Origin of the sequence: Pseudomonas migulae NBRC 103157 (genome assembly GCF_002091715.1) — a bacterium.
GTDB classification, from domain to species: domain Bacteria; phylum Pseudomonadota; class Gammaproteobacteria; order Pseudomonadales; family Pseudomonadaceae; genus Aquipseudomonas; species Aquipseudomonas migulae_A.
In genome coordinates, this window is the sequence record NZ_BDAG01000006.1 from 75,836 (window position 1) to 100,587 (window position 24,752).

Consider the following 24,752-nt stretch of genomic DNA (forward strand, 5'->3'; position numbering starts at 1 on the left):
GCTTAAGCGTCCGTCAGGGCAGAGATCACCAGATCGCAACTGCGCTGGCAATACGCGGTCAGCACGGTGCGAATCAGCGCATAGTCACGGGCGATCACGGCCGCGAGCAAGCGTTCGAACAGTTCCAGATACTCGCTCATCGAGGCCTTGCGCTGCTCCAGGGCGAGGAAATACGCACGGCTCATGGCCGGTTGCAGATTCTCGACGGTTTCCTGCAAGTACGGGTTGTTGGCAAACCCGTACGTGGCGCGCATCACATTGAAACTGTCGTCGACGAAGGCATGGATGTCCTGGCGCTCGTAGCTCGCGGTCAGGCGCTGCTGAATCTGCAAGAACGGCGCCAGGTCGGCCTGGACTTTCCAGCCAGTCGCCACGGCATTGGCGAGCAGGATGTACATCTCGCCCATCAGCGTGCACAGGCTCTGCACCTTGTGCGCGGTGAGTTCGGTCACATGCGCGCCGCGTCGCGGCAGGATCGCGATCAGGTGGCGACGCTCGAGGATCAGCAAGGCTTCGCGGACCGAGCCGCGGCTGACATTGAGGGCCAGCGTGACCTTCTGTTCCTGGATGCGCTCCCCGGGCTTCATTTCGCCACGAATGATGCGTTCGGCGAGGTGGTGAGCGATTTGCTCGGCGAGGCTGTCCGGCGCCTTGAACGTCATGGTTGTCCCTTCAAACTCTTCGATCTGCACAAGCGGCGCAGTGTAGCGCACATGAAGGGTCATGGCGGAGTGCCCACTCGGCGGTTTTTGGCACGAATCCAGCAAAAAGCAGGCTATCCCGCGAGGGTCAATAATGAAGGAACAGGTTGTTGATCGACAAAATGCCATTTCCTGACCTTTAAGTCAGAAAATCATTGACCCAAAAGTCAGACCTGATAAATTCGGTCCAAGTCGGTTAACAACAATAATGAGTCTGCGAGGCCTTCCGTGATCCAGTTTTTACTAAACCAGGAACTCCGTAGCGAGCACGCCCTGGACCCGAACCTGACCGTGCTCAATTATCTGCGCGACCATGTGGGCAAACCCGGCACCAAAGAAGGCTGCGCCAGCGGTGACTGCGGCGCGTGCACCGTGGTGGTCGGCGAGCTGCAAACGGATGACGATGGCCGCGAACACATTCGCTATCGCAGCCTCAACTCGTGCCTGACGTTCGTTTCGTCGCTGCACGGCAAACAACTGATCAGCGTCGAAGACCTCAAGCACCAAGGCGAACTGCACAGCGTGCAGAAAGCCATGGTCGAGTGCCACGGCTCGCAGTGCGGTTTCTGCACCCCCGGATTCGTGATGTCGCTGTTCGCGCTGCAAAAAAACAGCGATCAGCCGGACTCGCATAAAGCGCACGAAGCGCTGGCCGGCAACCTCTGCCGCTGCACCGGCTATCGACCGATTCTGGAAGCTGCCGAACAGTCCTGCTGTGGCAAACAGCCGGACCAGTTCGATGCTCGCGAAGCCGATACCATCGCCCGCCTGAAAGCCATCGCCCCCACCGACATCGGTGAACTCAACAGTGGCGACAAGCGCTGTCTGGTGCCGCTGACCGTGGCCGATCTGGCCGACCTCTACGACGCTTATCCACAAGCCCGGCTGCTGGCCGGCGGTACGGACCTGGCGCTGGAAGTCACCCAGTTCCACCGCACCCTGCCCGTGATGATCTACGTCGGTAACGTCGCCGAAATGAAGCGCATCGACCGCTTTGATGATCGCCTGGAAATCGGCGCCGCCACCGCCCTCTCCGATTGCTACGAAGCCTTGAAAGCCGAGTACCCGGACTTCGGCGAACTGCTGCAACGTTTCGCGTCCCTGCAGATTCGCAACCAGGGCACCCTCGGCGGCAACATCGGCAACGCCTCGCCGATTGGTGACTCGCCACCGCTGCTGATTGCCTTGGGCGCACAGATCGTTCTGTGCAAGGGCGACACCCGTCGCACCATGGCGCTGGAAGACTACTTCATCGACTACCGCGTCACCGCGCGCCAGGAAAGCGAGTTCATCGAAAAGATCATCGTGCCCCGTGCCAGTGCCGAACAGCTGTTCCGTGCCTACAAGGTTTCCAAGCGCCTGGACGATGACATTTCCGCCGTTTGCGCCGCCTTCAATCTGCGCCTTGAAAACGGTGTGATTGCCGATGCCCGCGTGGCGTTTGGTGGCATGGCTGCCATCCCGAAACGCGCCGCCCACTGCGAAGCCGTGTTACTCGGTTCACCCTTCAACCACGCCACCGTCGAACGCGCCTGCGCCGCATTGGCCGAAGATTTCACGCCGCTCTCGGACTTCCGGGCCAGCAAGGAATACCGCCTGCTCAGCGCGCAAAACCTGCTGCGCAAATACTTCATCGAACTGCAAACGCCGCACATCGAGACTCGGGTGACCGCTTATGTCTAACCATCACGCCGTAGAGAAGACCCAGGCCGAACTGGCTGAACTGTTCGCCAAGGACCTGACCACCGGTGTCGGCCGCAGCGTCAAGCACGACAGCGCCGCCAAGCATGTGTCCGGTGAAGCGCAGTACATCGACGACCGTCTGGAATTTCCGAACCAGCTGCACGTTTACGCCCGGCTGTCGGACCGTGCCCACGCGAAAATCATCAGCATCGACACCAAGCCCTGCTACGCCTTCGAAGGCGTGCGCATCGCCATCACCCATGAAGACGTGCCCGGTCTGAAAGACATCGGGCCGTTGCTGCCGGGTGATCCATTGTTGGCGATTGATGATGTGCAATTCGTCGGTCAACCGGTGCTTGCCGTTGCAGCGAAAGATCTGGAAACCGCGCGCAAAGCCGCGATGGCCGCGATCATTGAATACGAAGATCTCGAGCCGGTGCTGGACGTGGTCGAAGCCTTGCGCAAACGCCACTTTGTACTCGACAGCCACACGCATCAGCGTGGTGATTCGGCCGGAGCCTTGGCCACCGCTGAGCATCGCATCCAGGGCACGCTGCACATCGGCGGCCAGGAACACTTCTACCTCGAAACCCAGATCTCTTCGGTGATGCCAACTGAAGATGGCGGGATGATCGTCTACTGCTCGACCCAGAACCCCACCGAAGTGCAGAAACTGGTGGCCGAGGTTCTGGACGTTTCGATGAACAAAATCGTGGTCGACATGCGCCGCATGGGCGGTGGTTTCGGCGGCAAGGAAACTCAGGCGGCGAGCCCGGCATGTTTGTGCGCCGTCATCGCGCACCTCACCGGCCAGCCGACCAAAATGCGCTTGCCGCGCGTTGAAGACATGCTGATGACCGGCAAGCGTCACCCGTTCTACGTCGAGTATGACGTCGGTTTCGACAGCACCGGCCGACTGCACGGCATCGCCCTGGAACTGGCCGGCAACTGCGGTTGCTCGCCGGACTTGTCGGCCTCGATTGTCGACCGTGCAATGTTCCACGCCGACAACTCCTATTACTTGGGCGATGCGACGATCAACGGACACCGCTGCAAGACCAACACCGCGTCGAACACCGCTTACCGCGGTTTCGGCGGCCCGCAAGGGATGGTCGCCATCGAAGAAGTGATGGACGCGATTGCCCGCCATCTGGGCCTCGATCCGCTGGCCGTGCGCAAGGCCAATTACTACGGCAAGACCGAGCGCAACGTCACCCATTACTACCAGACCGTCGAGCACAACATGCTCGAGGAAATGACCGCCGAACTGGAAGAAAGCAGCCAGTACGCCGAGCGCCGCGAAGCGATTCGTCGCTACAACGCCAACAGCCCGATCCTGAAAAAAGGCCTGGCGCTGACGCCGGTTAAATTCGGTATTTCCTTCACTGCCAGTTTCCTCAACCAGGCCGGTGCGCTGGTCCACGTCTACACCGACGGCAGCATCCACTTGAACCATGGCGGCACGGAGATGGGCCAGGGTCTGAACACCAAAGTCGCGCAGGTCGTGGCCGAAGTGTTCCAGGTGGAAATGGACCGCGTGCAAATCACCGCGACCAACACCGACAAAGTGCCGAACACCTCGCCGACCGCCGCGTCCAGCGGCGCCGACCTGAACGGTAAAGCTGCACAGAACGCCGCGGAAATCATCAAGAAACGCCTCGTGGAATTTGCCGCGCGGCAGTACAAGGTCAGCGAAGAAGACGTGGAGTTCCACAACGGTCACGTGCGGGTTCGCGATCACATCCTGACCTTCGAAGCGTTGATCCAGCAGGCCTATTTCGCTCAGGTGTCGCTGTCGAGCACCGGGTTCTACAAGACCCCGAAAATCTTCTACGACCGCAGTCAGGCGCGAGGTCGGCCGTTCTACTACTACGCGTTCGGTGCGGCGTGCTGCGAAGTGATCATCGACACCCTGACCGGCGAGTACAAAATGCTGCGCACCGACATCCTCCATGACGTTGGCGCCTCGCTGAACCCGGCCATCGACATCGGTCAGGTCGAGGGCGGTTTCATCCAGGGCATGGGGTGGCTGACGATGGAAGAGCTGGTCTGGAATGCCAAGGGCAAACTGATGACCAACGGCCCGGCGAGCTACAAGATCCCGGCCGTGGCGGACATGCCGCTGGACCTGCGGGTGAAGCTGGTGGAGAACCGCAAGAACCCGGAAGACACGGTGTTCCACTCCAAGGCGGTGGGCGAGCCGCCGTTCATGCTCGGCATCGCGGCGTGGTGCGCGATCAAGGACGCTGTGGCGAGTCTGGGCGATTACAAACATCAACCGAAAATCGATGCGCCGGCGACGCCGGAGCGGGTGTTGTGGGGCTGTGAGCAGATGCGGCAGTTGAAGGCGGCGAAGACTGTTGCGATCGAAACCGAGTTGGCTTCGCTGTAAGGACCGCGGCGCCTGGATCGCCAGCAAGCCGGCTCCTACAAGGATTGTGCTGAACCTGTAGGAGCCGGCGTGCTGACTCCTACAAGTATTGTGCTGAACCTGTAGGAGCCGGCTTGCTGGCGATGAGGCCCGAACAGACAACAAAGATGTCGAGGTGAAACATGTACAACTGGATCGACGCCCTCGCCGACCTGCAAAACCGGGGTGAACCCTGCGTGTTGGTGACCATCATCGAAGAGCTCGGCTCGACGCCGCGCAACGCCGGTTCGAAAATGGTCATCAGCGCCAGCCAGACCTTCGACACCATCGGTGGCGGGCATCTGGAATACAAGGCCATGCAGATCGGCCGCGAAATGCTCGCCAGTGGCAAGCAGGACACGCACCTGGAGCGCTTCAGCCTCGGCGCCAGCCTGGGCCAGTGCTGCGGCGGCGTGACCGTGTTGCTGTTCGAGCCGATGGGCCAGGTCCAGGCACAGATCGCCGTGTTCGGTGCCGGCCATGTCGGTCGCGCACTGGTGCCGCTGCTCGCCAGCCTGCCCTGCCGGGTGCGCTGGATCGATTCGCGGGAAGATGAATTCCCTGAACAGCTCCCCCATGGCGTACACAAAATTGTCAGTGACGACCCGGTGGATGAAATCGACGACCTGCCCATCGGCAGCTACTGCATCGTCATGACTCACAACCACCAACTCGACCTTGAACTCACCGCTGCGATCCTCAAGCGCAACGACTTCGCCTACTTCGGCCTGATCGGTTCGAAAACCAAACGGGTGAAGTTCGAACATCGCCTGCGCGACCGTGGTTTCGACAGCGCCGTGCTGCAACGCATGCGCTGCCCGATGGGTCTCGGCGAAGTCAAAGGCAAATTGCCTGTGGAAATCGCCATCTCCATCGCCGGCGAAATCATCGCCACCTATAACGCGAATTTCGGCCAGCACACCGCCAGCACCGGATCATCGATTGCCAAACTGCTGCCTGCTTCACGCCGCAGCCACGCTTCGAATTAAAGAGCCACTAACTGAGAACGACAATGCCTCTGACTCGTAAAGCCTACCGCGCCGCCATCCTGCACAGCATCGCCGACCCCGCCCAAGTGGGCATCGAAGCCTCATACGAGTATTTCGAAGACGGCTTGCTGGTGGTCGATAACGGCCAGATCAGCGCCCTCGGTCACGCCAGCGAACTGCTGCCGACCCTGCCCGCCGACATCGAGATCACTCATTATCAGGACGCACTGATCACCCCCGGCTTCATCGACACCCACATCCACCTGCCGCAAACCGGCATGGTCGGCGCCTACGGCGAGCAGTTGCTGGATTGGCTCAACACTTATACGTTCCCGTGCGAAAGCCAGTTCGCCGACAAGGCTCACGCCGACGAAGTCGCGGGCATTTTCATCAAGGAACTGCTGCGCAACGGCACCACCACCGCGCTGGTGTTCGGCAGCGTGCACCCGCAATCGGTGAACTCGTTCTTCGAGGCTGCCGAACAGCTGGACCTGCGGATGATCGCCGGCAAGGTGATGATGGACCGCAACGCGCCGGACTACCTGACCGATACCGCCGAATCCAGCTACGTCGAAAGCAAGGCGTTGATCGAGCGCTGGCACGGCAAGGGTCGCCTGCACTATGCCGTCACTCCACGCTTCGCCCCGACCAGCACCCCGGAACAACTGACCCTCGCCGGCCAGTTGCTGAGCGAGTATCCGGACCTGTACATGCAGACCCACATCAGTGAAAACCTCAAGGAAGTCGAGTGGGTCAAGGCGCTGTTCCCGGAGCGCAAGGGTTACCTCGACGTTTACGATCACTATCAACTGCTGGGCGAGCGCTCGGTGTTCGCCCACGGCGTGCACCTGTGCGATGACGAATGTGCGCGCCTGGCAGAAACCGGCTCGGCGATCGCCTTCTGCCCGACCTCGAACTTCTTCCTCGGCAGCGGCCTGTTCAATTTGCCGATGGCCGAGAAGCACAAGCTGAATGTCGGTTTGGGCACGGACGTTGGCGGTGGCACCAGTTTCTCGCTGCTGCAAACGTTGAACGAGGCGTACAAGGTCATGCAGATGCAAGGTGCGCGACTGAGCCCGTTCAAATCGCTGTACCTGGCGACCCTCGGCGGTGCGCGGGCGCTGCGTCTGGAAGACAGGATCGGCACGTTGCTGCCGGGCACTGATGCGGACTTCCTGGTGCTCGATTACAACGCTACGCCGTTGCTGAGCTATCGCTTGAAGCAGGCGAACAACATTGCCGAGACGTTGTTTGTGTTGATGACGCTGGGGGATGACCGGACTGTTCTGCAGACGTATGCGGCGGGGAATCAGGTGCATCAGCGCTAAGGTTTTTCGGGCGTAAAAAAAATCCCCCGCAATCGTTGGTTGCGGGGGATTTTTTGTGACCTTGAGATTGCCATCGCGAGCAAGCCCGCTCCCACATTGAATCTATGTCGTACTCGAATATCGTGTTCGCTGGAGATCAAATGTGGGAGCGGGCTTGCTCGCGATGGGCGCGACTCGGTCTCAATCAGAGTTTGGCGGTCGGCCGCCCTGGCTTCTTGGTCTGCAACAAATGCGAGAACACCGCATGCAAATCATCCGACGCACTTTCCTCGTCGAGGTTGAGTTTGCTGTCGATGTGATCCATGTGATGCATCATCAGGTTCACCGCCAATTCACCGTTACGCGCTTCAATGGCATCGATCAGTTGGGTGTGTTCGTCGTAGGAACAGTGCGAACGGTTGCCGCTTTCATACTGGGCGATGATCAATGAAGTCTGCGAAACCAGGCTGCGCTGGAAGCTGATCAGCGGTGCATTCTTCGCCGCTTCGGCCAGTTTCAGGTGAAACTCGCCTGACAGACGGATACCGGCACCGCGATCGCCACGGGAGAAGCTGTCGCGTTCGTCGTTGACCATCTGGCGCAATTCGGCGATTTGCTCGGCAGTGGCGTGTTGCACCGCCAGTTCAGTGATCGCCCGCTCGACCAGACGCCGGGCGAGGAACACCTGACGCGCTTCTTCGACACTCGGGCTGGCAACCACGGCGCCACGGTTGGGCCGCAGCAGCACGACGCCTTCATGGGCCAGGCGCGACAGCGCGCGGCGAATGATGGTGCGACTGACCCCGAAAATTTCCCCCAGCGCTTCTTCGCTCAACTTGGTGCCGGGCGCCAGGCGCTGTTCGAGGATGGCCTCGAAGATATGCGCGTAGACAATATCGTCCTGGGTCCCGCTGCGGCCGGCTTTGCCTGCTCGCGGTTGTTTCTTGAGGGGTTGCAACTGTTCGTTCATGGGCACTCGAGTCGGGAGAACTGCGGCGAATTGACCGTGACTGTAATACGGCACAGTGGGTCGCTGGCAAGTATCGCGTAAAAAACACCGCGATTGTACACAATGGATGGTGGCAACACGACTGTACGGCTGTTTGTCGCCTTTGCTGTATTGCAACGATTGCTTACGTTTGAGTTTAGGCTTATCCGCAGAATCCGCAGCGCGATCTCCTGTAGGAGCCGGCTTGCTGGCGATGGTGAATCAGTCGACATACATGTAGCTGACCCACCATCGCCAGCAAGCCAGCTCCCACAAGGGTTTTGCGTCGTTTTGGATGTTTTCGTACGTATTAAGGAACACCGCTGTCATGAACGACGCAACGCACACGCAACTCCGCCCATTGGCGGACACCTCACCCTCGGCCATCGTCGCCGGTTTTATCGCCATGATGACCGGCTACACCAGTTCCCTGGTGCTGATGTTCCAGGCAGGGCAAGCGGCCGGCTTGACCAGCGGGCAGATTTCGTCGTGGATCTGGGCAATTTCCATCGGCATGGCGGTGTGCTCGATCGGCTTGTCCCTGCGTTATCGCACGCCGATCACCATTGCCTGGTCGACACCCGGCGCGGCGTTGCTGATCACCAGCCTGGGCGGCGTGAGCTACGGCGAAGCCATTGGCGCCTACATTACCTGTGCGGTGCTGGTGACCGTTTGTGGTTTGACCGGCAGCTTCGAACGCTTGGTGAAGAAGATTCCGGCGTCATTGGCCGCGGCGTTGCTGGCGGGGATTCTGTTCAAGATCGGCAGCGAAATTTTCGTCGCGGCCCAGCATCGCACCGCGCTGGTACTGGGAATGTTCTTCACGTACCTGGTGGTCAAGCGCCTGTCGCCCCGCTACGCCGTACTGGCAGCATTGCTCATCGGCACAGCGTTGTCAGGGTTCATGGGGCTGCTGGATTTCAGCGGGTTTCACCTGGAAGTGGCCACGCCGGTCTGGACCACGCCGCACTTCTCCCTGGCCGCGACCATCAGCATCGGCATTCCGCTGTTCGTCGTGGCGATGACCTCGCAGAACATGCCGGGCATCGCCGTGCTGCGTGCCGACGGTTACACGGTACCGGCCTCGCCGCTGATCACCACGACGGGCATCGCCTCTCTGCTGTTGGCGCCATTCGGCTCCCACGGGATCAACCTGGCCGCCATCAGCGCGGCGATCTGCACCGGGCCGCATGCCCACGAAGACCGCAACAAGCGTTACACGGCCGCCGTGTGGTGCGGGGTTTTCTACGGGATTGCCGGGGTTTTCGGCGCGACGCTGGCGGCGTTGTTTGCCGCGCTACCGAAAGAACTGGTGCTATCGATTGCGGCGTTGGCGCTGTTCGGTTCGATCATCAATGGCCTGAGCATTGCCATGGCGCAAGTGAAAGAACGTGAGGCGGCGCTGATCACCTTCATGGTCACGGCGTCGGGGCTGACGCTGTTTTCCATCGGGTCGGCGTTCTGGGGGATTGTGGCGGGTGTGTTGACCTTGCTGATCCTGAATTGGCGTAAAGCCTGAAGATCAAAAGATCTTCACCAAAAAAAACGGCGACCCTCGGGTCGCCGCTTCTTTTATGACATCAAGCTACCGGATTGATCGGCTTTTCCGGGTACCAGACGTCGATCAGCGGGCTGACGGTGGCTTCAGTCAGTTCGCTGCGGCCTTTGAGCCAGGCTTCAACAGCAGCGCGCTGCTCTTCGGACACCGAGCCACGCTTCTGCAGGCAAACCAGACCGAAGTCGTCGCCGCCAACATAGCCCAGACCGTTGGCTTCCATGGCTTCTTTCAGGAACGCGTCGAGGAAAGCATCAATGGCTTCATCAGCCAAATCTTCTTTGAAATCCAGGTTCAGTTCGAAACCCAGCTCTTGAAATTCATCGACGCACAGTTTTTTGCGCAGACGCTGGGAACGGTTAGTCGCCATTGGAACAATCCTCATAAGTAATAACGGGCGCCACTTTAGCAGTTTAAGCCGCCAATTGCCCGATTCTCTGGGCCCAACCCGTAACCGTCGGTAAAAAAATAGCGGATTAGGTGACCGGGGCACGGCACAAGCCGCTACACCTTGGGGCATAATGCCGACACTTTCATGACCACTGAGGGAATTTATCTTCATGCCCTCGTCTTTTTCCCCTCGGCTGTAGGGTTTTATTTCACATGATCAAATCTTTGCGTCCACTGTTGCTGGCCAGTCTTCTTATCCCCCTGGCCCTCCCCGTTTCCGCCGCCACCATCAACACCGGGCTGTCGCCCAACGTCGAAAAGGCCCTGAAGGCCAGCAAGTTGCAAGACAACGCCCTGTCGCTGGTGATGATCCCGCTCAACGGTCCTGGCACGCCGACCATTTTCAACGCTGACGTCTCGGTCAACCCGGCCTCGACCATGAAACTCGTCACCACTTACGCCGCGCTGGAAATGCTCGGCCCGAACCACCAGTGGAAAACCGAGTTCTACACCGACGGCACGCTCAGCGGCGGCATTCTCAACGGCAACCTCTACCTCAAGGGTGGCGGCGACCCGAAACTGAACATGGAAAAACTCTGGCTGCTGATGCGCGACCTGCGCGCCAACGGCGTGACCCAAGTCACCGGCGACCTGGTGCTGGACCGTGGTTTCTTCGTGCAACCGCAATTGCCCGAGTTCAACGATGACGGCAATGACGAGAACAAACCGTTCCTGGTCAAACCCGATTCGCTGCTGGTCAACCTCAAGGCCTTGCGCTTCGTGGCGCGCAACGACAACGGTCGGGTGCTGATTTCGGTCGAGCCGCCAATCTCCAGCATCCGCATCGAAAACCAGGTCAAGGCCGTCAACTCCAAGCAATGCACGGGTGGCGTGCGTTACAACCCGGTAACCCAGGCCGATGGCACCGTGAACGTGACCGTCGGCGGTCAGTTGGGCGATGGCTGCAGTTCCCAGACTTACCTGTCGCTGCTCGACCATGCGACTTATACCGCTGGCGCGGTCCGGGCAATCTGGAAAGAGCTGGGTGGCAGCATTCAGGGCAAGGACGTTCTGGCACCGACGCCAAAAGACGCCAAGGTGCTGGCTCGCGCCTTCTCGCCGGACCTGGCGGAAATCATCCGCGACATCAACAAATACAGTAACAACACCATGGCTCAGCAGTTGTTCCTGAGCCTGGGCCAGAAATTCCGCACCGACGCCGACGGCGACGACGCCAAAGCGGCCCAGCGCGTGGTGCGTCAGTGGCTGGCGAAAAAAGGCATCACCGCGCCGCACCTGGTAATGGAGAACGGTTCAGGCCTGTCCCGTGCAGAACGCGTCAGCGCGCGTGAAATGGCCGCGATGCTGCAAGCCGCCTGGCACAGCCCGTACGCCGCCGAGTTCATCAGCTCGATGCCGATTGCCGGCACCGACGGCACCATGCGCAAACGCCTGAAGACTACGGCGATGCGCGGTGAAGCCCACGTCAAGACCGGCACCCTGAACACCGTGCGCGCGATCTCCGGCTTCAGCCGTGACGTCAATGGCAACACCTGGGCGGTGGTGGCGATCCTCAACGACAAGGCGCCGTTTGGTGCGTCATCGGTGCTGGATCAGGTGCTGCTGGACTTGTATCGCCAGCCGAAACAGCCTGATACGGCTTCGGTGTTGTAAACGATCGTCCAGACACAGGAGATCCAATGTGGGAGCGGGCTTGCTCGCGATAGCGGTGTATCAGTCGACACTTGTATTGACTGATACACCGCTATCGCGAGCAAGCCCGCTCCCACTGGGGTCCGCATGCAGCCCTAATTCATCTCGCCCTGAACCCGATCCCGTCCCGCCTGTTTCGCCGCATAAACCCCCGAGTCCGCCCGCAGCAGCAGCGCATCCGCGCCCTCACCCACGCGCCAACTGGCGATCCCGAAACTCGCAGTGACGATCCCGACATCGTCGATCGGCGAACTGCGCAAGCCTTGCCACAACTCCAGCGCCAACCCATACGCCTGCTCGCTGTCGATATCCGGGCAAAGCACCATGAATTCCTCGCCGCCCAGGCGACAGAACACGTCGGTGCGCCGCAGTCGATGGCCGATACGCTCGCACACCGCTTGCAACACCCGATCGCCCACCGCATGACCGTGCTGGTCATTGATGCGTTTGAAGTGGTCGATGTCGAGCATGATCACCGACAACTCGCCGCCACCGCGCTCGACACGAGCCATTTCGGTGGTCAGGCGCTCCTGGAAATAGCGACGGTTGTGGATCCCGGTCAGTGAGTCGGTAATCGACAGCGCCCGCAGCTCTTCTTCCACCCGCTTCAAGTCAGAGATATCCGAGACATAGCCATGCCAGAGCACCCCGCCACCGGGCAGTTCTTCCGGGGTCGCTTCACCCCGGACCCAGCGCAAGCCACGTACCGGCAGCACCACGCGGTATTCCTCGCGCCACGGGCTAAGCGTGTCCGCCGACGCGCGGATGGAGGCGCGAACCCGGGTAGTGTCCTGGGGATGAATCCGGGTGAAAATCGCTTCAGCGTTGAGCAGCATGACGTCCGGTTCGAGCTCATAGATATCGCGGATGCCATCGCTGGCATAGATCACGCTGAAGCGTCCGTCGAATTCCATCTTGAACTGGTAAATCCCGCCGGGCACATGGGCGCTGAGTTTCTTCAACAGCAAATCCCGTGCGGCGAGCGCCTCATACACCCGCTTGCGCTCGGTGACGTCGATGCAGATTGCCAGGTGCCCGACCCACAGCCCTTGCTCGTCGAGCACCGGAGTCGCCAGCATATTCACCGTCAAATGGCTGCCGTCGCCGCGAATCAGGGTCCACTCTCGCGCTTCGTGACCGCCCTCCTCGCCGCCCTCGACCAGCATCGCCTGGCAGGTCGGAATCGGCTTGCCGTAGCGCGCGCTCAATTCCGCCGAGCGCGCCGCCAGCTCCCGGGGCAGGTGCAGGTTTTCCAGGGTCATGTGGCCCACCACGTCCAGGCTGGAATAGCCGAGCATCTGCTCCGCTCCGGCGTTGAACGTGCTGATGACGCCGCGCAGGTCGGTGGCGATGATCGCCACCTGAGTGGCGGCGTTCAGCACGCCACGCAACTGACCATGGGTACCGCGCAGTTCCTGCTCTCGGGCGCGCAACTCCTGGGTTCGCTGCTCGACCATTCTCAACGCCCGTTGACGTTGACTGACCAGCACATAAAGCAGTGCGCTGAGCAGCAGACTGAGCATGCCACCCAGCACCACCACGCTGGTGACCGAAGAATGGTTGGCTTGCAGGAAGGCTTCGCTGGGCTGGATATCCACTTGATAATCGTGATCGGCAAGCCGCAGCAACCGGGTCGCGGACAACTCACTGACGGCAGGCCCATTGGGCGATTCATAGAGCACTTCGTGCTGATCGTCGATGGACAGGTCGAGGATGCGCACCGACAGGTAATCGCGACCCACCTCCGGCAACCCGTCGGCCAGCAATTGACGCATGCTGATCACCGCCATCACGTAACCGTAGGGTTTGGTCGCCGGACTGTTGCGGGACAGGACCGGCGCAACCAGCAGCACACCCCGGGCATAGGCCGGCTCGATACTGACCAGGTGCATCGGCTGCGACACCGCCATGCGGGCATTCTGGTCCGCCCGCTCGAGGGTGGAACGGCGCAGGGGTTGCGCCAGCAAGTCGTAACCCAACGGCGCGCCGAGCCGGCTTTGCGTCTGGCTGTACAGCACCACCACGTATTCATCCCGTTCGGCCGCCAGTTGCAGTTGGCCTTCGGCGTTGAGCTCACGAACGCTGAAATCGGATAAACCTTCCTCTCGCACCTGGCGCTCAAATTCCGCGCGCTCGGCACCGCTGACCCGCCGGGCAAACGAATACGCCTGGGTTCGGTGCAGCAGAGGTTGGGTGTAACCGTTGAATTCCTCGCGGTCGACCGCATCGGAATTGGTGAAGAACCGGCGCAGGCCGTCGAGGCGCTGCTCCTGATCCTCAAAACGCTCTTCGATACGGCTGTAACGTTCGCTGGCCATCAGCTGGAAACGTTGCCGCAATTGCTGGTGAAACAGATTCAGGGTCGACCAGGCCAACAGCCCCGTGAGCACTCCGCCGATGAACAATACCAGCAGCGCGACCAGCCAGGCCGAAACATCTTCACTGATAAAACCCAGGATCTTGGGGCGCACGGCGTACAACGACATAGAGGCAACTCAAAACGCCAGGTGCCGGAAAAGCCCATTGGCCGTGCGTTGAGTTATAGCTATTAGCCATCAATTTGACCAGCACTGAAAGAAGTCTGTAGGAGCAGCCGGTCGACGTTCGATTGCTCCTACAGTAAATCTACTGTGTCAACGCGCAGTGATTTTCCAGGCCCGGTGGATCTTCCCGTTGCGGGCAAAATCCGGATCAATGGTCTGGGCCGTGATCTCCTCGACCGCGTAACGCTCGGTGAGATTCTCCTCAAGGGTGAACTTGCGGAAGTTGTTGGAGAAGTACAACACGCCCCCCGGCGCCAGTCGTGCCATGGCCAGGTCGATCAATTGCACCTGGTCACGCTGCACGTCGAAGATCCCTTCCATGCGCTTGGAGTTGGAGAACGTAGGCGGGTCGATGAAGATCAGGTCGTACTCGTCACGGCAGGCATCGAGCCAGGCCATCACGTCGCCCTGCTCCAGACGGTTCTTGTCGGAGAAGCCGTTCAGCGACAGGTTGCGACGCGCCCAGTCGAGGTAGGTTTTCGACAGATCGACGCTGGTGGTGCTGCGCGCGCCACCCTTGGCGGCGTGGACGCTGGCGGTCGCGGTGTAGCAATACAGGTTGAGGAAGCGCTTGCCAGCCGCCTCTTTCTGGATGCGCATACGCATTGGCCGGTGGTCGAGGAAAAGCCCGGTGTCGAGGTAGTCGGTGAGGTTCACCAGCAGCTTCACGCCACCTTCGTTGACCTCGACGAACTTGCCCTGCGCCGCTTGGCGTTCGTACTGTTTGGTGCCGCTTTGACGCTCGCGGCGCTTGACCACCACGCGGCTCTTGTCGATGTTCAACGCCTGCGGAATAGCAGCCAGGGCATCGAACATGCGCGCCGAGGCTTTTTCCGGGTCGATGGATTTCGGCGCGGCGTATTCCTGGACGTGGACCCAATCCTGATACAGATCGATAGCCATCGAATATTCCGGCATGTCGGCATCGTAAACGCGGTAGCAGTCGATGCCTTCCCGCTTGACCCACTTGCCCAGCGCCTTGAGATTTTTTTGCAGGCGATTGGCAAACATTTGCCCGCCTTCGCTCAAGCGCGGCTGCTCGATCACCACCGGGGCCGGTTTGATCGGGTTGCCGTTCTTGTTGTACTTCTCGTACTTGCCCGGCGCCACATCGTTGTCGGCGACTTCGACTTCAGCTTGCTCGCGCTCGACCTGACGCTGTTCCGGGGTGCGACGCTCGCCGGTGACGAACTGGTCCGGGGTGACCTTGATCAGCAGCAGCTTGCACGGCAATGCGCCGTTCCAGAACGAATACTGTTTGTGGCTGCGGATGCCCATGCGCTTGCCGAGATCCGGGGCGCCGGTGAACACCGCCGCTTCCCAGTTCAGGCAAGCCTGACGCAGGCGTTCGCCAAGATTCTGGTAGAGGTAGAGCAAGCTCGCCTCGTCGCCCAGACGCTCGCCGTACGGCGGGTTGCAGATCACCAGGCCTTTCTGGTTCTGGTCCGGACGCGGTTCGAAGGTGCCGACTTCGCCCTGGTAGATCTTGATCCACTCGCTCAGGCCGGCACGTTCGACGTTGTTGCGGCCCGGCTGAATCAGGCGCGGGTCAGCTTCGTAACCACGAATCCACAGCGGTGGCTTGGCCAGGCCGGCCGCGGCGCGTTCGGTGGCTTCTTCGTGGAGCTTTTTCCACAGCGCCGGCACATGACCGAGCCAGGCGGTGAAACCCCACTGCTCACGACGCAGGTTCGGCGCCATGTCGGCGGCGATCATCGCGGCCTCGACCAGGAACGTACCGACACCGCACATCGGGTCAGCCAGTGCGCCGCCGTCGGCCGCAATGCGTGGCCAGCCGGAACGGATCAGGATGGCGGCCGCGAGGTTTTCCTTCAGCGGCGCCGCGCCCTGCTGCAAGCGATAGCCGCGCTGGTGCAGGCTGTGGCCGGAGAGGTCGAGGGAGAGGATGGCTTCGCCACGGTCCAGACGCAGGTGAATGCGCAGGTCCGGGTTGAGTTTGTCGATGGATGGACGGTCGCCCTGCGGGGTGCGCAGTTTGTCGACGATGGCATCTTTGACTTTCAAGGCGCCGAAGTGGGTGTTGTCGATGCCCGAGCCGTGACCGCTGAACTCGACGGCCAGGGTGCCGTCATTGAGCATGTGGTCTTGCCACTCGATATCGAGCACGCCGTGGTACAGGTCTTCGGCGTCCTTCATCGGGAAACGCTTGAGCACCAGCAGCACCCGGTTCGCGAGACGCGACCACAGGCACAGGCGGTAAGCGGTTTCCATGGTCGCCATGCCGCGCACGGCAGAGGTGTGCTCACGCGCTTCTTCAAGGCCAAGCCCGACGGCTTCCTCGATCAGCAGGCCTTCAAGGCCTTTGGGGCAAGTGAGGAAGAGTTCGAAACGATCGGACATGGTAGTTCCAGAGCCTTTGGCTAAGTGGACCGGCAACGCATTGCCGGCCCGGTTTTCAATCAGGCGCTTTTCTAAAAGAGCGCCCGCGTGGCACGAAGGTGTGCCGTCCCACCCGTGCTGCTCAGGTTAGAAGAGCTTAGATGCACGGGCAGATAAAAAAGTTGATGCAATAAAATGTCATAAGTCGACCCTTCGTCGAAAAATGCTCGACGCAACACGAGACATTCTCACTAAAGGATTAACCCCATCATTCTGCGGGGGGCCGATCATACAGGGCTTTGGCCAATAAATACGGGTCAAACATCGTGTTACTTATGGCCATAGCATCTTTATGGTTACGTTCTTATGACAAAACGATCATTCCCTCGATGTGACGCATTGGTTAGAACTCACTACAGGTTGGCGCCACAACGGACGTCAACACCTTGGCTCGCCACGCCGGCAGCGAGCCCCCCAACGGCAGACATTTCTGCCAGACCTCAATTGAGGTCAACGCGATAAATACAGTCAACAAGTGAGGGCAACACCCTATGAGAAGACTTAAGCGTGATCCGTTGGAAAGAGCATTTTTGCGCGGATATCAATATGGCGTTGGTGGTAAATCCCGTGAGCTTTGCCCATTTACTCTACCGTCGGTGCGCCAAGCCTGGATTAACGGCTGGCGAGAAGGACGCGGCGACAACTGGGACGGTATGACCGGCACTGCGGGAATCCACAGACTCAACGAACTTCACGCCGTCGGCTAACACAGGGCACACACTCCGACACGACAACCTGATTACGTAACGACTTACCACGCACGCCCCATCCGGGCGGCGGGCTCCGGCCCAGGGGCTCCTTCGAGGAGCCCTTTTTTATGCCAGCTCCAAAATTCAGTGATGAACCCCTGTGGCGAGGGGGATTGCCCCCGTTCGGCGGCGAAGCCGTCGCAAGACCTATGCACTAGGTATTACTGAAGAAATGCATGGGGCCGCTTCGCGACCCAACGGGGGCAAGCCCCCTCGCCACAAAGGCTCGATCCCATAATAGGGGGTTAGCGCAAGGCCGCGATGGCGTCGACGGATTCACGAATCAACGCCGGGCCTTTGTAGATGAAGCCGGAATAGATCTGCACCAGGCTCGCACCGGCGGCGATTTTCTCGGCTGCGTGCCGGCCTTCGGTGATGCCGCCCACGGCGATGATCGGCAAGCGACCGGCCAACTCCGACGCCAGCACCTTCACAGTGTGGGTGCTCTTGTCGCGAACCGGTGCGCCAGACAAACCGCCCGCCTCGTCACCGTGCTCCATGCCTTCAACACCGACGCGGCTCAGGGTGGTGTTGGTGGCGATCACCGCATCCATCCCGGTTTCGATCAGCGCTTGAGCGACTTGCGCGGTTTCTTCGTCAGTCATGTCTGGTGCGATCTTGATTGCCAGTGGCACGTGCTTGCCGTGGCGCAAAGCCAGCTCCGCGCGACGGGTCGCCAGATCGGCCAGCAACTGCTTGAGCGAATCACCGAATTGCAGGCTGCGCAGGCCTGGCGTGTTTGGAGAGCTGACGTTGACCGTCACGTAGCTGGCGTGGGCATAGACCTTGTCCAGGCAGATCAGGTAGTCATCGACCGCACGCTCGACCGGCGTATCGAAGTTCTTGCCGATGTTGATGCCCAACACGCCCTTGTACTTGGCCGCTGCGACACGGGCCAGCAGGTGATCGACGCCAAGGTTGTTGAAGCCCATGCGATTGATGATCGCCTCGGCTTCCGGCAGGCGAAAAATCCGTGGTTTGGGATTGCCCGGCTGCGGACGCGGGGTGATGGTGCCGATTTCGACAAAACCGAAACCCATCTGGGCAAAACCGTCGATGGCCGCCCCGTTCTTGTCCAGACCCGCCGCCAGACCTACCGGGTTCGGAAAATCGAGGCCCATGACGCTCACCGGCATTTTTGCCGGAGCCTTGCACAGCAAGCCGTTGAGGCCCAAACGCCCGCCCGCGCCGATCAGGTCCAGGGACAGATCGTGGGAGGTTTCCGGGGAAAGTTTGAACAACAGCTGACGGGCCAAGGTGTACATGGGCGGGTTTGACTCTGGGCAATGAAAAGTGGCGCGATTATAGCTGGGTGGAGGGTCAGCGGCGAGAACCAAGGGTTTTAATCCCTTGGTCGGTGATGATGCCTGACGGAGCGTTTTTTGATAGTTGCCGCTGCTGGGCGGATGAATGATCGATTCGACTGCACTATCGCAGAGCCTCATGGAAGAAAATGAAATGCAGGTTTCCTCATCACCGACATCCGGCCTCCGAGTCCATGGAAATACCGCCAGTTCGGCTCCTGCCCGTCCAGATCACACAACCGTGGAAATGGGAGGTTGCGCATCTATCGCAGTGGAGCTCACTCAATGCGGACACGACGAACACGCCTCTGAGCTTCATCCAGATGACACGAGAATGATGTTTGAGGGTGTAGATCAGGAACTGAAAGCTGTCGTTACTACAGAGACCCGTGGCAATGCAACTGCAGACGAGATTGCACTGACCGTCAAGCACCTGATTCAAGGCGATTTCGACGCTGCAAGAGCCGCTGCAACGCCTGGCTCTCCGGCGGAATACGTTGTGCTGAACATGCCAACGGAATTACCTGAAAACACAGATTCTTCACCCTCCGCAACAATGCAACGCGCCCAGACAGTCATTGACTCACTCGGCGAACTCCTGGCCAAGTTAGGACGCAACGAATTCGAAGGTGATCTCGGACGATGGGCCAGTAACCTGACGATTTCCGGCGTACGCACAGGCCTGGTCATCGGCACTCTTACAGCCGTCAGGCAACTGATTGGCTTCGCTCTGGAAAAATCCCTGTTTACCAATGCCGCCGCGCCACTGACGCGCAATGTGCTGAGCGCAATCGCCCTGTCAATCGGCCCCGCGCTGAACATCCTTGGTGCAATAAGAGATGAGTGCAACGGTACCGCGAATCAGCAAACGCGCCTGGCCCGTGTCGCCACACTTACCTTGTCGATGGCTGCCTTGGCATTGACGGCGTCAGCGCCGGCGGCGGCGATGCCAGCATTAGCGGCCTACGGTACGCAAATGGCGTTCTACAGCTTCGCCAATGATCTGGTTAACCTGTTCTTGCCGATAACTGACAACTCGAAAGCCAACCTTGGCGGCACTGCCGCCAGCGGAGTGCTGAACGGTGCTCTCCAGTTTCTGGCCTTTACAGGCATGAACTACACCGCGCCCCATTCCGGTCCGGGCTATGTCATGTCTCAGGGTAAAGAGCCTCCACCGAGCGAGCCTCAGACGTTCGCCGCTCAGCTATCAGTGTGGTTGGCACAAAATACCGACACGGCCTCCGATCCAAATCCAGCGGTCCAGAGTCGGGCCAACGAGATTGTCGAATCCCTCGCTCTGGTGGTTGGACATGATTTTCTACGTGGCGCCTACAACGCCGGAGCCGATGTTGCCAGCCAAGTGATTGGCGGTGAACTGATGCACACCCTTCAAGGTGAAAATACGGGCAAAGGACTTCGAATCAACCTGTCTGCACGGGTACCTACAGCCGAACAAGTCGCCAACCAATTCTTGTCCACCAATGCCATTCGGACCTCGGTGAGCGAAACAATCATCGCCGTTGTCATCTCCGCTACCCGGTACTTCTCGACCCTGCCGATTTCCAACGCCGAAGTAGACCATATCGTCAACACGCTGGTTGCCGCAGTGGTTTTCGCGGGACGTTTTGGCGGTGTGTACGTCAACGAGCGAACGACGCCTGCATGAGTTCACTCGGCCTGGTACGCCAAGCTGTTTGTAGCTTGGCGTTCCCCGGCATCACCACTCACTCTTCTCCCAACTATCGTCACCCATCGGCTGAAACACATCGCGCATAAAACTTGAGATGTATAACTCGATGCTGAAAGCCCGGGCACTGGCGCCCATGACTTCTTTATAGATCAACGTTTTTTCCAGATTCTCGTCTTTCAAGCGGAGCCCCACCTTATGGGTGATGGCGAGAATTGCCTTGAGGTTTGGGTACACGGGGGTGCCGTCGGGTTTCAATTGTGACTTGAGGAAAAGAAAAATAGCCTTCTCGCCCAGCCCCTCCATCGCCAACAGCTGTTGATACAGCGCATCGAATTCGGGGTCCGGGCGCTTGCTGCCGTTGACATCCGCCGCATTGCCGGACGCCTGCAACACGCGTGACTCAAGGGTCTCGACCGCAGACCTCTGATCAAACCGGTTAACGCTCATCATCGGTTCAATCTTCATGCTGCACCTCCATTTGCCGGAACAGGGGCCACGCCGAAACCCGAACACAGCTCACCCAATAGTTTCTTCGAGGCCTGGTCCAGGTATCGAACCGACTCGGGCAGACTCCCCAGCCGGGCCAATAACTGTGGCTCCAATCGTTGGCAGACCGATTCGATATCAAATTCGAGCAATTGGTCGGCCAGACGAAATACGTAGCGCTCCTCGGGTTGATAGTCGAGCACCAGCGCGCCGGGCCAGAGCCGCTGCAATCGTTGCCTTAGCGCTTGCCCATGAGCTCTGCAACGCGAAGGCAGCACCACCTGCAACAGCGCCTCGGTGTCGGGCTGCTCCGCGAGCCAACGTTCGAGCATTTCATCCAGCCATTCAACGCGAGCCAGCAGTTCGCGCAGCAACTGGCCTGCGGCTTGCGCCAGATCCTTGCGCAACTGTCGCCCGAGTGCCTGAGACTCGAACAAGCCGTTCGCCAGGTTTTCGGCAGCACGCAAGATGCCGCTTGCATAACCTTCTTGAAATGCCTGAGCACGAATGGCCTCGGCTTCAGATTGCGCCTGCTCGACACATTCACGGGCCCGGCGTTGCGCCTGTTGTTGTAATGAACGCCGCTGGCGTGCCGCGATGAGGTCTGCGCGAGCCACGTGCGCATCACTCGATGCCGGCACGTCAGTCAGGGTTCGGATGGAGTCGAGCATGCTGCACCGCCAAAATGAAAAGAGCCGTATCAGGTTCTGCCACCGGCCACTGAGCGTGCAGGCCGATAACATGGGGAGAAAATTGCAAAGACAGCCGTTCAAACAGCGGCAGTGGCAGGCGCCCGGAAAAGCTCGACAGTAAATTGAAACCGGCGGCTTCAACCTGTTGCAGCGGCACCGATGACGGCCCGAGTGGCATGCTGGTGCGAGGCCCCGGTCTGCAGCTGGCGAATTGACGTAACGGCATCGGCAACTGCAGTAATGCGCCGCCTCGCGCCAGCTGTGGAAACAGTCGCCACGCGCCCATCAGGCTCGCGATGTAAGGCAACTGCTGCCATTGCCGGATCCACTGTTGTGCGACGGCAGTCATGGCCGTCGGGGGCCATGGCCCTTGTTGGTCAAGCCCTTCCAGAAGCATTTGATTGAGTACGCGCCGCGCATCGGGACTGTCAAACCCCGTCGGAATGCTCAACCGCTGAGGGTGCACGTAGTCCAGCGGCTCCGCGAGAATCCACCGCAGGCGTTCAGCGCACGATGTCACGCGGCGCCCCTTTCAACAGTCGATAACCCAACACTGCGCAACCCGCCAACAGCACGGCCGCCATCGACGCCAGAAGCCACACCGAGCGCGAATCACTTTGCGTTACCGACACCGACGGCGCGACGTGTTGCGTGAGCGAGCGCTGCGACAGCACCACCGAGATATTGTCGTACTCGACGGCGGCGAAACTGTTTTTGAGAAAGCGCTTGATATCGGTGATCAGCAGCTGCGGCTCAATGTCTCGCTCATGAACAGCCACGGCCGCCAGGTGAATGGGCGCGGCTTTGCGGCCGCCTTCACCGGCATCCAGGTCATAACTGACATGCACCCGCGCCGACACTACACCTTCGAGCAGACGCAGGGACTGTTCGATTCGCTGTTCCAGCGCCGAGTAGAGTCGAGCCTTTTCCGCCCTGGGGGATGCGACCAGCGAATCACTGGGAAACATCTCCGCCACTTCCAGTCGTGGCCTGGACGGCAACGAGTAAAGGTTGAGCAAATCGACAGCGGCGGAGAAATCGACCGGGTTGATTTTCACCGCGTACCCGGTTTTACCGGCGTCGACTTTCGTCGCCGCGATGTTGTTGCGCTGCAATACCGAAAGCACTTCGTTGGCCTGCTGCTGGTCCAGCCCCTCCAGCAGGCTCGGCTGGCGACAACCGAACAACGCCAGACACAGAAACATCAGCAACGCACCCGACTTCATGATGCGCGCAACAACGTTTCGGCAGTGCTCACAGCCTTACGGACCAACACGTTGAGCAAATTGATGTCGACGTTGTATTGGCCCATCTGCTCCTGCAGTTGCGCCAGTACTTCGGGGCTGGTGATATCCGGGCGCTGCATCAGTTGATTGATCGCAGAAACGTCCTGGCCGCTGGTGACCGCTCCACCTGCGAATGCTTCGATCAATCGGCTCTCAAGGGAAACGATCGGGCCTTCCTGCGGGCTGCGCAGTTCAGTGACGGTCGTGGGTTCAATGAACGAACGGGAGATGCTTTGAATAGACATGCAATGCACTCAAGAAAAAGGCCATCGCCCGACAGCAATGGCCAGTCAAAAGGAATGAAATCAGCGAGCAGCCTGGATGATCGCCATGTCGATGTCCTTGAAGCCCTTGATCGTGTTGGTCTGGGCGTTACGGAATACGGTGTAGGAGGAGAATGCAGTCTGGTAGGCCGCTAGCTTCCCGGGGTCCGAAGCATCATCCTTGAGATCCTCCAGAGCCTTATCCAAAGCAGTTTTGAGATCTTTAGCCCCTTTTTCGAACGCTTCGGCCTGACGTCCGAGAAAATCATCGGGAAAGTCGATTGGGAAATCGATACCAGCCATGTGTCACCTACTAGATTTGCTTGGGAAAATGCCAAGACGACGACGTCATCTTGATGTAGCCCTGGGGGCCGGTTTGAAACGACTTGCCCTTGAGCGAGTCATCCTTGAGCGCGACAGCGAAGTTCACGTAGCGATCACCCCACTGCCGATAGAAGCCGTCGACGTATTGGCGAACGGCCGCCAACTCGGAATCCTGCAAATCGCCTTCGATGGCGAAGGTGACACTGTCGTCGTGCCCGACCCGGTCGAACGCCAGTGAAAGGCGACGCAACCCTTGTTCGGCCAGGTCTGCCAGCAGGTTGTCATCCTGTATTTGCACCGCCACTTCCCGGGCATAGGGGGCGGCCTTGAGCAAGACGTCGAGCAGTTGCGCCTGCATCGGCGGCGTGAGCAGATTGCGCTGGGCACTGAGCAGCAGTCGTGGCACCGCGGGGTCCTTGAGATCCAGCGAGTGCCAGGCCAGTTGCGGGTCGTGGTCAACCAACAGTTTCTCCAGCCGACGACGTTCCTGATCGGTCACCAACACCTTGCCGGACACCCCGTTGCTGCGCATCAAGGCCTGCCGACTCCAACCGGCGTCTCGCTCGGAAGCGACAAACACGTAAACCATCTTGTCCCGCCCCTGCACCACAGCGACCTCGGCGCTGGCACCACCGACCAGGCTGCGAACATCGGTTTCGGGCGCCGACTCGGGAGCGGACCAGAGGCCTGTCAAGGCAACCAACAGCGCGAGGGCCAGTCCTGCGCCACCCCATTTGATGAGGGTTGGCTGCGGCCAGTGGCGAGCAGTCGTTTCGACCAGGGAAAGGGGCTGATTGCCGAGAAGCTCAGGGGCCCAACATTGGTCTTCACCACGCAAGGCAATCTGCAAGCCATCAATCTGCTCCAGACACTGGAATTCGCAGTGCCGGGTTTCTCCGTACTCGTTGAGCAAGCGCACCGTCACACCGTCCTGCCCGCCATCTGCCAGCAGTACCTCGAAATTGCAGCCGTCCGCGTCCAGTGGAATGAAAATGGCATCCTCGGGAACGCTGACTGAATGAACTTCCCGGCCCAACAGATCGAGCGGCGCAACGATGAATAACGTTCGCGGCTCAACGAGCGGGAATTCGCATCCCTGAAGCGGTCCGTTGAGGATCCGCAGAACACAGGGCTGTAGAGGGGGGACTGACAGGTCTGTCACCGATCACGCTCCAGGCAGTGGATGAAAACCCATGCTAGGAGCGTTGCCCGGGAAGTTCCTGATCGAATTCTGCCGATCAGACCCGACCAGCATCAGAATCCCCCCGAATGGACCAAC

The 24,752-nt window shown here is 59.8% G+C and carries 21 protein-coding genes; 8 read left to right on the top strand and 13 right to left on the bottom strand.

Going from position 1 to position 24,752, the window contains the following annotated elements; all coding sequences use genetic code 11:
- Nucleotides 1–2: 2 nt before the first annotated feature.
- Nucleotides 3–662, bottom strand: coding sequence for a GntR family transcriptional regulator (locus PMI01S_RS06820; protein WP_084318828.1), 660 nt, complete (start codon nucleotides 660–662; stop codon nucleotides 3–5).
- A gap of 267 nt (nucleotides 663–929) precedes the next feature.
- On the opposite strand from PMI01S_RS06820, the gene xdhA reads away from it, so the two are divergent.
- The 4 genes from xdhA (at nucleotide 930) to guaD (ending at nucleotide 7,111) form a co-directional block, all read left to right on the top strand.
- Nucleotides 930–2,384, top strand: a complete 1,455-nt coding sequence (gene xdhA / locus PMI01S_RS06825) for a xanthine dehydrogenase small subunit (RefSeq protein ID WP_084318653.1) — start codon at nucleotides 930–932, stop codon at nucleotides 2,382–2,384.
- Nucleotides 2,377–4,776: a xanthine dehydrogenase molybdopterin binding subunit gene (gene xdhB / locus PMI01S_RS06830; protein ID WP_084318655.1), complete on the top strand. Its 2,400-nt coding sequence runs from the start codon at nucleotides 2,377–2,379 to the stop codon at nucleotides 4,774–4,776. Before xdhA ends, xdhB begins: the two co-directional genes overlap by 8 nt.
- Nucleotides 4,777–4,937: 161 nt before the next feature.
- The gene (gene xdhC / locus PMI01S_RS06835) at nucleotides 4,938–5,783 is read left to right on the top strand and encodes a xanthine dehydrogenase accessory protein XdhC (RefSeq protein WP_084318657.1); all 846 of its coding nucleotides are present in this window, start codon (nucleotides 4,938–4,940) and stop codon (nucleotides 5,781–5,783) included.
- 23 nt (nucleotides 5,784–5,806) lie between these two features.
- Nucleotides 5,807–7,111 carry a guanine deaminase gene (gene guaD / locus PMI01S_RS06840; protein ID WP_084318659.1) on the top strand — a complete coding sequence of 435 codons (1,305 nt, stop codon included), beginning with the start codon at nucleotides 5,807–5,809 and terminating at the stop codon, nucleotides 7,109–7,111.
- A 184-nt stretch (nucleotides 7,112–7,295) separates the two neighbouring features.
- On the opposite strand, the gene PMI01S_RS06845 is transcribed toward guaD, so the two are convergent.
- A complete protein-coding gene (locus tag PMI01S_RS06845; protein ID WP_084318661.1) occupies nucleotides 7,296–8,060 on the bottom strand; it encodes a GntR family transcriptional regulator in 765 nt (254 codons plus the stop codon).
- Between the two features lie 346 nt (nucleotides 8,061–8,406).
- Between PMI01S_RS06845 and PMI01S_RS06850 the strand changes: the two genes are divergently transcribed.
- The gene (locus PMI01S_RS06850; RefSeq protein WP_084318663.1) at nucleotides 8,407–9,597 is read left to right on the top strand and encodes a benzoate/H(+) symporter BenE family transporter; all 1,191 of its coding nucleotides are present in this window, start codon (nucleotides 8,407–8,409) and stop codon (nucleotides 9,595–9,597) included.
- Nucleotides 9,598–9,658: 61 nt separating this feature from the next.
- Here PMI01S_RS06850 and PMI01S_RS06855 read toward each other — a convergent pair whose 3' ends face one another.
- The gene (locus PMI01S_RS06855) at nucleotides 9,659–10,003 is read right to left on the bottom strand and encodes a YggL family protein (RefSeq protein ID WP_007896965.1); all 345 of its coding nucleotides are present in this window, start codon (nucleotides 10,001–10,003) and stop codon (nucleotides 9,659–9,661) included.
- Between the two features lie 233 nt (nucleotides 10,004–10,236).
- On the opposite strand from PMI01S_RS06855, the gene dacB reads away from it, so the two are divergent.
- Entirely contained in the window at nucleotides 10,237–11,697 is a 1,461-nt protein-coding gene (gene dacB, locus PMI01S_RS06860) for a D-alanyl-D-alanine carboxypeptidase/D-alanyl-D-alanine endopeptidase (protein WP_084318665.1), read from the top strand.
- 134 nt (nucleotides 11,698–11,831) lie between these two features.
- Here dacB and PMI01S_RS06865 read toward each other — a convergent pair whose 3' ends face one another.
- Both PMI01S_RS06865 and rlmKL read right to left on the bottom strand, forming a co-directional pair.
- The gene (locus PMI01S_RS06865) at nucleotides 11,832–14,222 is read right to left on the bottom strand and encodes a sensor domain-containing diguanylate cyclase (protein ID WP_084318667.1); all 2,391 of its coding nucleotides are present in this window, start codon (nucleotides 14,220–14,222) and stop codon (nucleotides 11,832–11,834) included.
- Nucleotides 14,223–14,369: 147 nt separating this feature from the next.
- Complete coding sequence (gene rlmKL / locus PMI01S_RS06870; RefSeq protein WP_084318668.1) at nucleotides 14,370–16,640, bottom strand: bifunctional 23S rRNA (guanine(2069)-N(7))-methyltransferase RlmK/23S rRNA (guanine(2445)-N(2))-methyltransferase RlmL; 2,271 nt, start codon at nucleotides 16,638–16,640, stop codon at nucleotides 14,370–14,372.
- A 530-nt stretch (nucleotides 16,641–17,170) separates the two neighbouring features.
- Here rlmKL and rmf point away from each other — a divergent pair.
- Entirely contained in the window at nucleotides 17,171–17,386 is a 216-nt protein-coding gene (gene rmf / locus PMI01S_RS06875) for a ribosome modulation factor (protein WP_003223300.1), read from the top strand.
- A 287-nt stretch (nucleotides 17,387–17,673) separates the two neighbouring features.
- Here rmf and PMI01S_RS06880 read toward each other — a convergent pair whose 3' ends face one another.
- On the bottom strand, nucleotides 17,674–18,693 hold the full coding sequence (locus tag PMI01S_RS06880) for a quinone-dependent dihydroorotate dehydrogenase (RefSeq protein ID WP_084318670.1): 1,020 nt from the start codon (nucleotides 18,691–18,693) through the stop codon (nucleotides 17,674–17,676).
- A 145-nt stretch (nucleotides 18,694–18,838) separates the two neighbouring features.
- Between PMI01S_RS06880 and PMI01S_RS06885 the strand changes: the two genes are divergently transcribed.
- On the top strand, nucleotides 18,839–20,398 hold the full coding sequence (locus PMI01S_RS06885) for a hypothetical protein (protein ID WP_139272998.1): 1,560 nt from the start codon (nucleotides 18,839–18,841) through the stop codon (nucleotides 20,396–20,398).
- A 51-nt stretch (nucleotides 20,399–20,449) separates the two neighbouring features.
- On the opposite strand, the gene PMI01S_RS06890 is transcribed toward PMI01S_RS06885, so the two are convergent.
- Genes PMI01S_RS06890 through PMI01S_RS06920 form a run of 7 tightly spaced genes read right to left on the bottom strand, consistent with a single transcriptional unit; the run spans nucleotide 20,450 to nucleotide 24,635 of the window.
- Complete coding sequence (locus PMI01S_RS06890; protein ID WP_090473890.1) at nucleotides 20,450–20,887, bottom strand: hypothetical protein; 438 nt, start codon at nucleotides 20,885–20,887, stop codon at nucleotides 20,450–20,452.
- Nucleotides 20,884–21,579: an oxygen-regulated invasion protein OrgB gene (locus tag PMI01S_RS06895; protein ID WP_084318672.1), complete on the bottom strand. Its 696-nt coding sequence runs from the start codon at nucleotides 21,577–21,579 to the stop codon at nucleotides 20,884–20,886. Before PMI01S_RS06895 ends, PMI01S_RS06890 begins: the two co-directional genes overlap by 4 nt.
- On the bottom strand, nucleotides 21,551–22,051 hold the full coding sequence (locus PMI01S_RS06900; protein ID WP_255326101.1) for an OrgA/MxiK family T3SS sorting platform protein: 501 nt from the start codon (nucleotides 22,049–22,051) through the stop codon (nucleotides 21,551–21,553). Before PMI01S_RS06900 ends, PMI01S_RS06895 begins: the two co-directional genes overlap by 29 nt.
- Before the next feature lie 52 nt (nucleotides 22,052–22,103).
- Nucleotides 22,104–22,826: an EscJ/YscJ/HrcJ family type III secretion inner membrane ring protein gene (locus tag PMI01S_RS06905; protein ID WP_084318676.1), complete on the bottom strand. Its 723-nt coding sequence runs from the start codon at nucleotides 22,824–22,826 to the stop codon at nucleotides 22,104–22,106.
- The gene (gene sctI / locus PMI01S_RS06910) at nucleotides 22,823–23,131 is read right to left on the bottom strand and encodes a type III secretion system inner rod subunit SctI (protein WP_084318678.1); all 309 of its coding nucleotides are present in this window, start codon (nucleotides 23,129–23,131) and stop codon (nucleotides 22,823–22,825) included. Before sctI ends, PMI01S_RS06905 begins: the two co-directional genes overlap by 4 nt.
- 60 nt (nucleotides 23,132–23,191) lie before the next feature.
- On the bottom strand, nucleotides 23,192–23,452 hold the full coding sequence (sctF, locus tag PMI01S_RS06915) for a type III secretion system needle filament subunit SctF (RefSeq protein WP_084318680.1): 261 nt from the start codon (nucleotides 23,450–23,452) through the stop codon (nucleotides 23,192–23,194).
- A gap of 10 nt (nucleotides 23,453–23,462) precedes the next feature.
- The gene (locus PMI01S_RS06920) at nucleotides 23,463–24,635 is read right to left on the bottom strand and encodes a PrgH/EprH family type III secretion apparatus protein (protein ID WP_084318682.1); all 1,173 of its coding nucleotides are present in this window, start codon (nucleotides 24,633–24,635) and stop codon (nucleotides 23,463–23,465) included.
- Between the last annotated feature and the right edge of the window lie 117 nt (nucleotides 24,636–24,752).

What these genes read in the sequence shown, in the direction of transcription:
- PMI01S_RS06820 (WP_084318828.1), bottom strand. Translation starts at nt 662, where the DNA reads ATGACGTTCAAGGCGCCGGACAGCCTCGCCGAGCAAATCGCTCACCAC.
- xdhB (WP_084318655.1), top strand. Translation starts at nt 2,377, where the DNA reads ATGTCTAACCATCACGCCGTAGAGAAGACCCAGGCCGAACTGGCTGAA.
- xdhC (WP_084318657.1), top strand. Translation starts at nt 4,938, where the DNA reads ATGTACAACTGGATCGACGCCCTCGCCGACCTGCAAAACCGGGGTGAA.
- guaD (WP_084318659.1), top strand. Translation starts at nt 5,807, where the DNA reads ATGCCTCTGACTCGTAAAGCCTACCGCGCCGCCATCCTGCACAGCATC.
- PMI01S_RS06845 (WP_084318661.1), bottom strand. Translation starts at nt 8,060, where the DNA reads ATGAACGAACAGTTGCAACCCCTCAAGAAACAACCGCGAGCAGGCAAA.
- PMI01S_RS06850 (WP_084318663.1), top strand. Translation starts at nt 8,407, where the DNA reads ATGAACGACGCAACGCACACGCAACTCCGCCCATTGGCGGACACCTCA.
- PMI01S_RS06855 (WP_007896965.1), bottom strand. Translation starts at nt 10,003, where the DNA reads ATGGCGACTAACCGTTCCCAGCGTCTGCGCAAAAAACTGTGCGTCGAT.
- dacB (WP_084318665.1), top strand. Translation starts at nt 10,237, where the DNA reads ATGATCAAATCTTTGCGTCCACTGTTGCTGGCCAGTCTTCTTATCCCC.
- PMI01S_RS06865 (WP_084318667.1), bottom strand. Translation starts at nt 14,222, where the DNA reads ATGTCGTTGTACGCCGTGCGCCCCAAGATCCTGGGTTTTATCAGTGAA.
- rlmKL (WP_084318668.1), bottom strand. Translation starts at nt 16,640, where the DNA reads ATGTCCGATCGTTTCGAACTCTTCCTCACTTGCCCCAAAGGCCTTGAA.
- rmf (WP_003223300.1), top strand. Translation starts at nt 17,171, where the DNA reads ATGAGAAGACTTAAGCGTGATCCGTTGGAAAGAGCATTTTTGCGCGGA.
- PMI01S_RS06880 (WP_084318670.1), bottom strand. Translation starts at nt 18,693, where the DNA reads ATGTACACCTTGGCCCGTCAGCTGTTGTTCAAACTTTCCCCGGAAACC.
- PMI01S_RS06885 (WP_139272998.1), top strand. Translation starts at nt 18,839, where the DNA reads ATGATCGATTCGACTGCACTATCGCAGAGCCTCATGGAAGAAAATGAA.
- PMI01S_RS06890 (WP_090473890.1), bottom strand. Translation starts at nt 20,887, where the DNA reads ATGAAGATTGAACCGATGATGAGCGTTAACCGGTTTGATCAGAGGTCT.
- PMI01S_RS06895 (WP_084318672.1), bottom strand. Translation starts at nt 21,579, where the DNA reads ATGCTCGACTCCATCCGAACCCTGACTGACGTGCCGGCATCGAGTGAT.
- PMI01S_RS06905 (WP_084318676.1), bottom strand. Translation starts at nt 22,826, where the DNA reads ATGAAGTCGGGTGCGTTGCTGATGTTTCTGTGTCTGGCGTTGTTCGGT.
- sctI (WP_084318678.1), bottom strand. Translation starts at nt 23,131, where the DNA reads ATGTCTATTCAAAGCATCTCCCGTTCGTTCATTGAACCCACGACCGTC.
- sctF (WP_084318680.1), bottom strand. Translation starts at nt 23,452, where the DNA reads ATGGCTGGTATCGATTTCCCAATCGACTTTCCCGATGATTTTCTCGGA.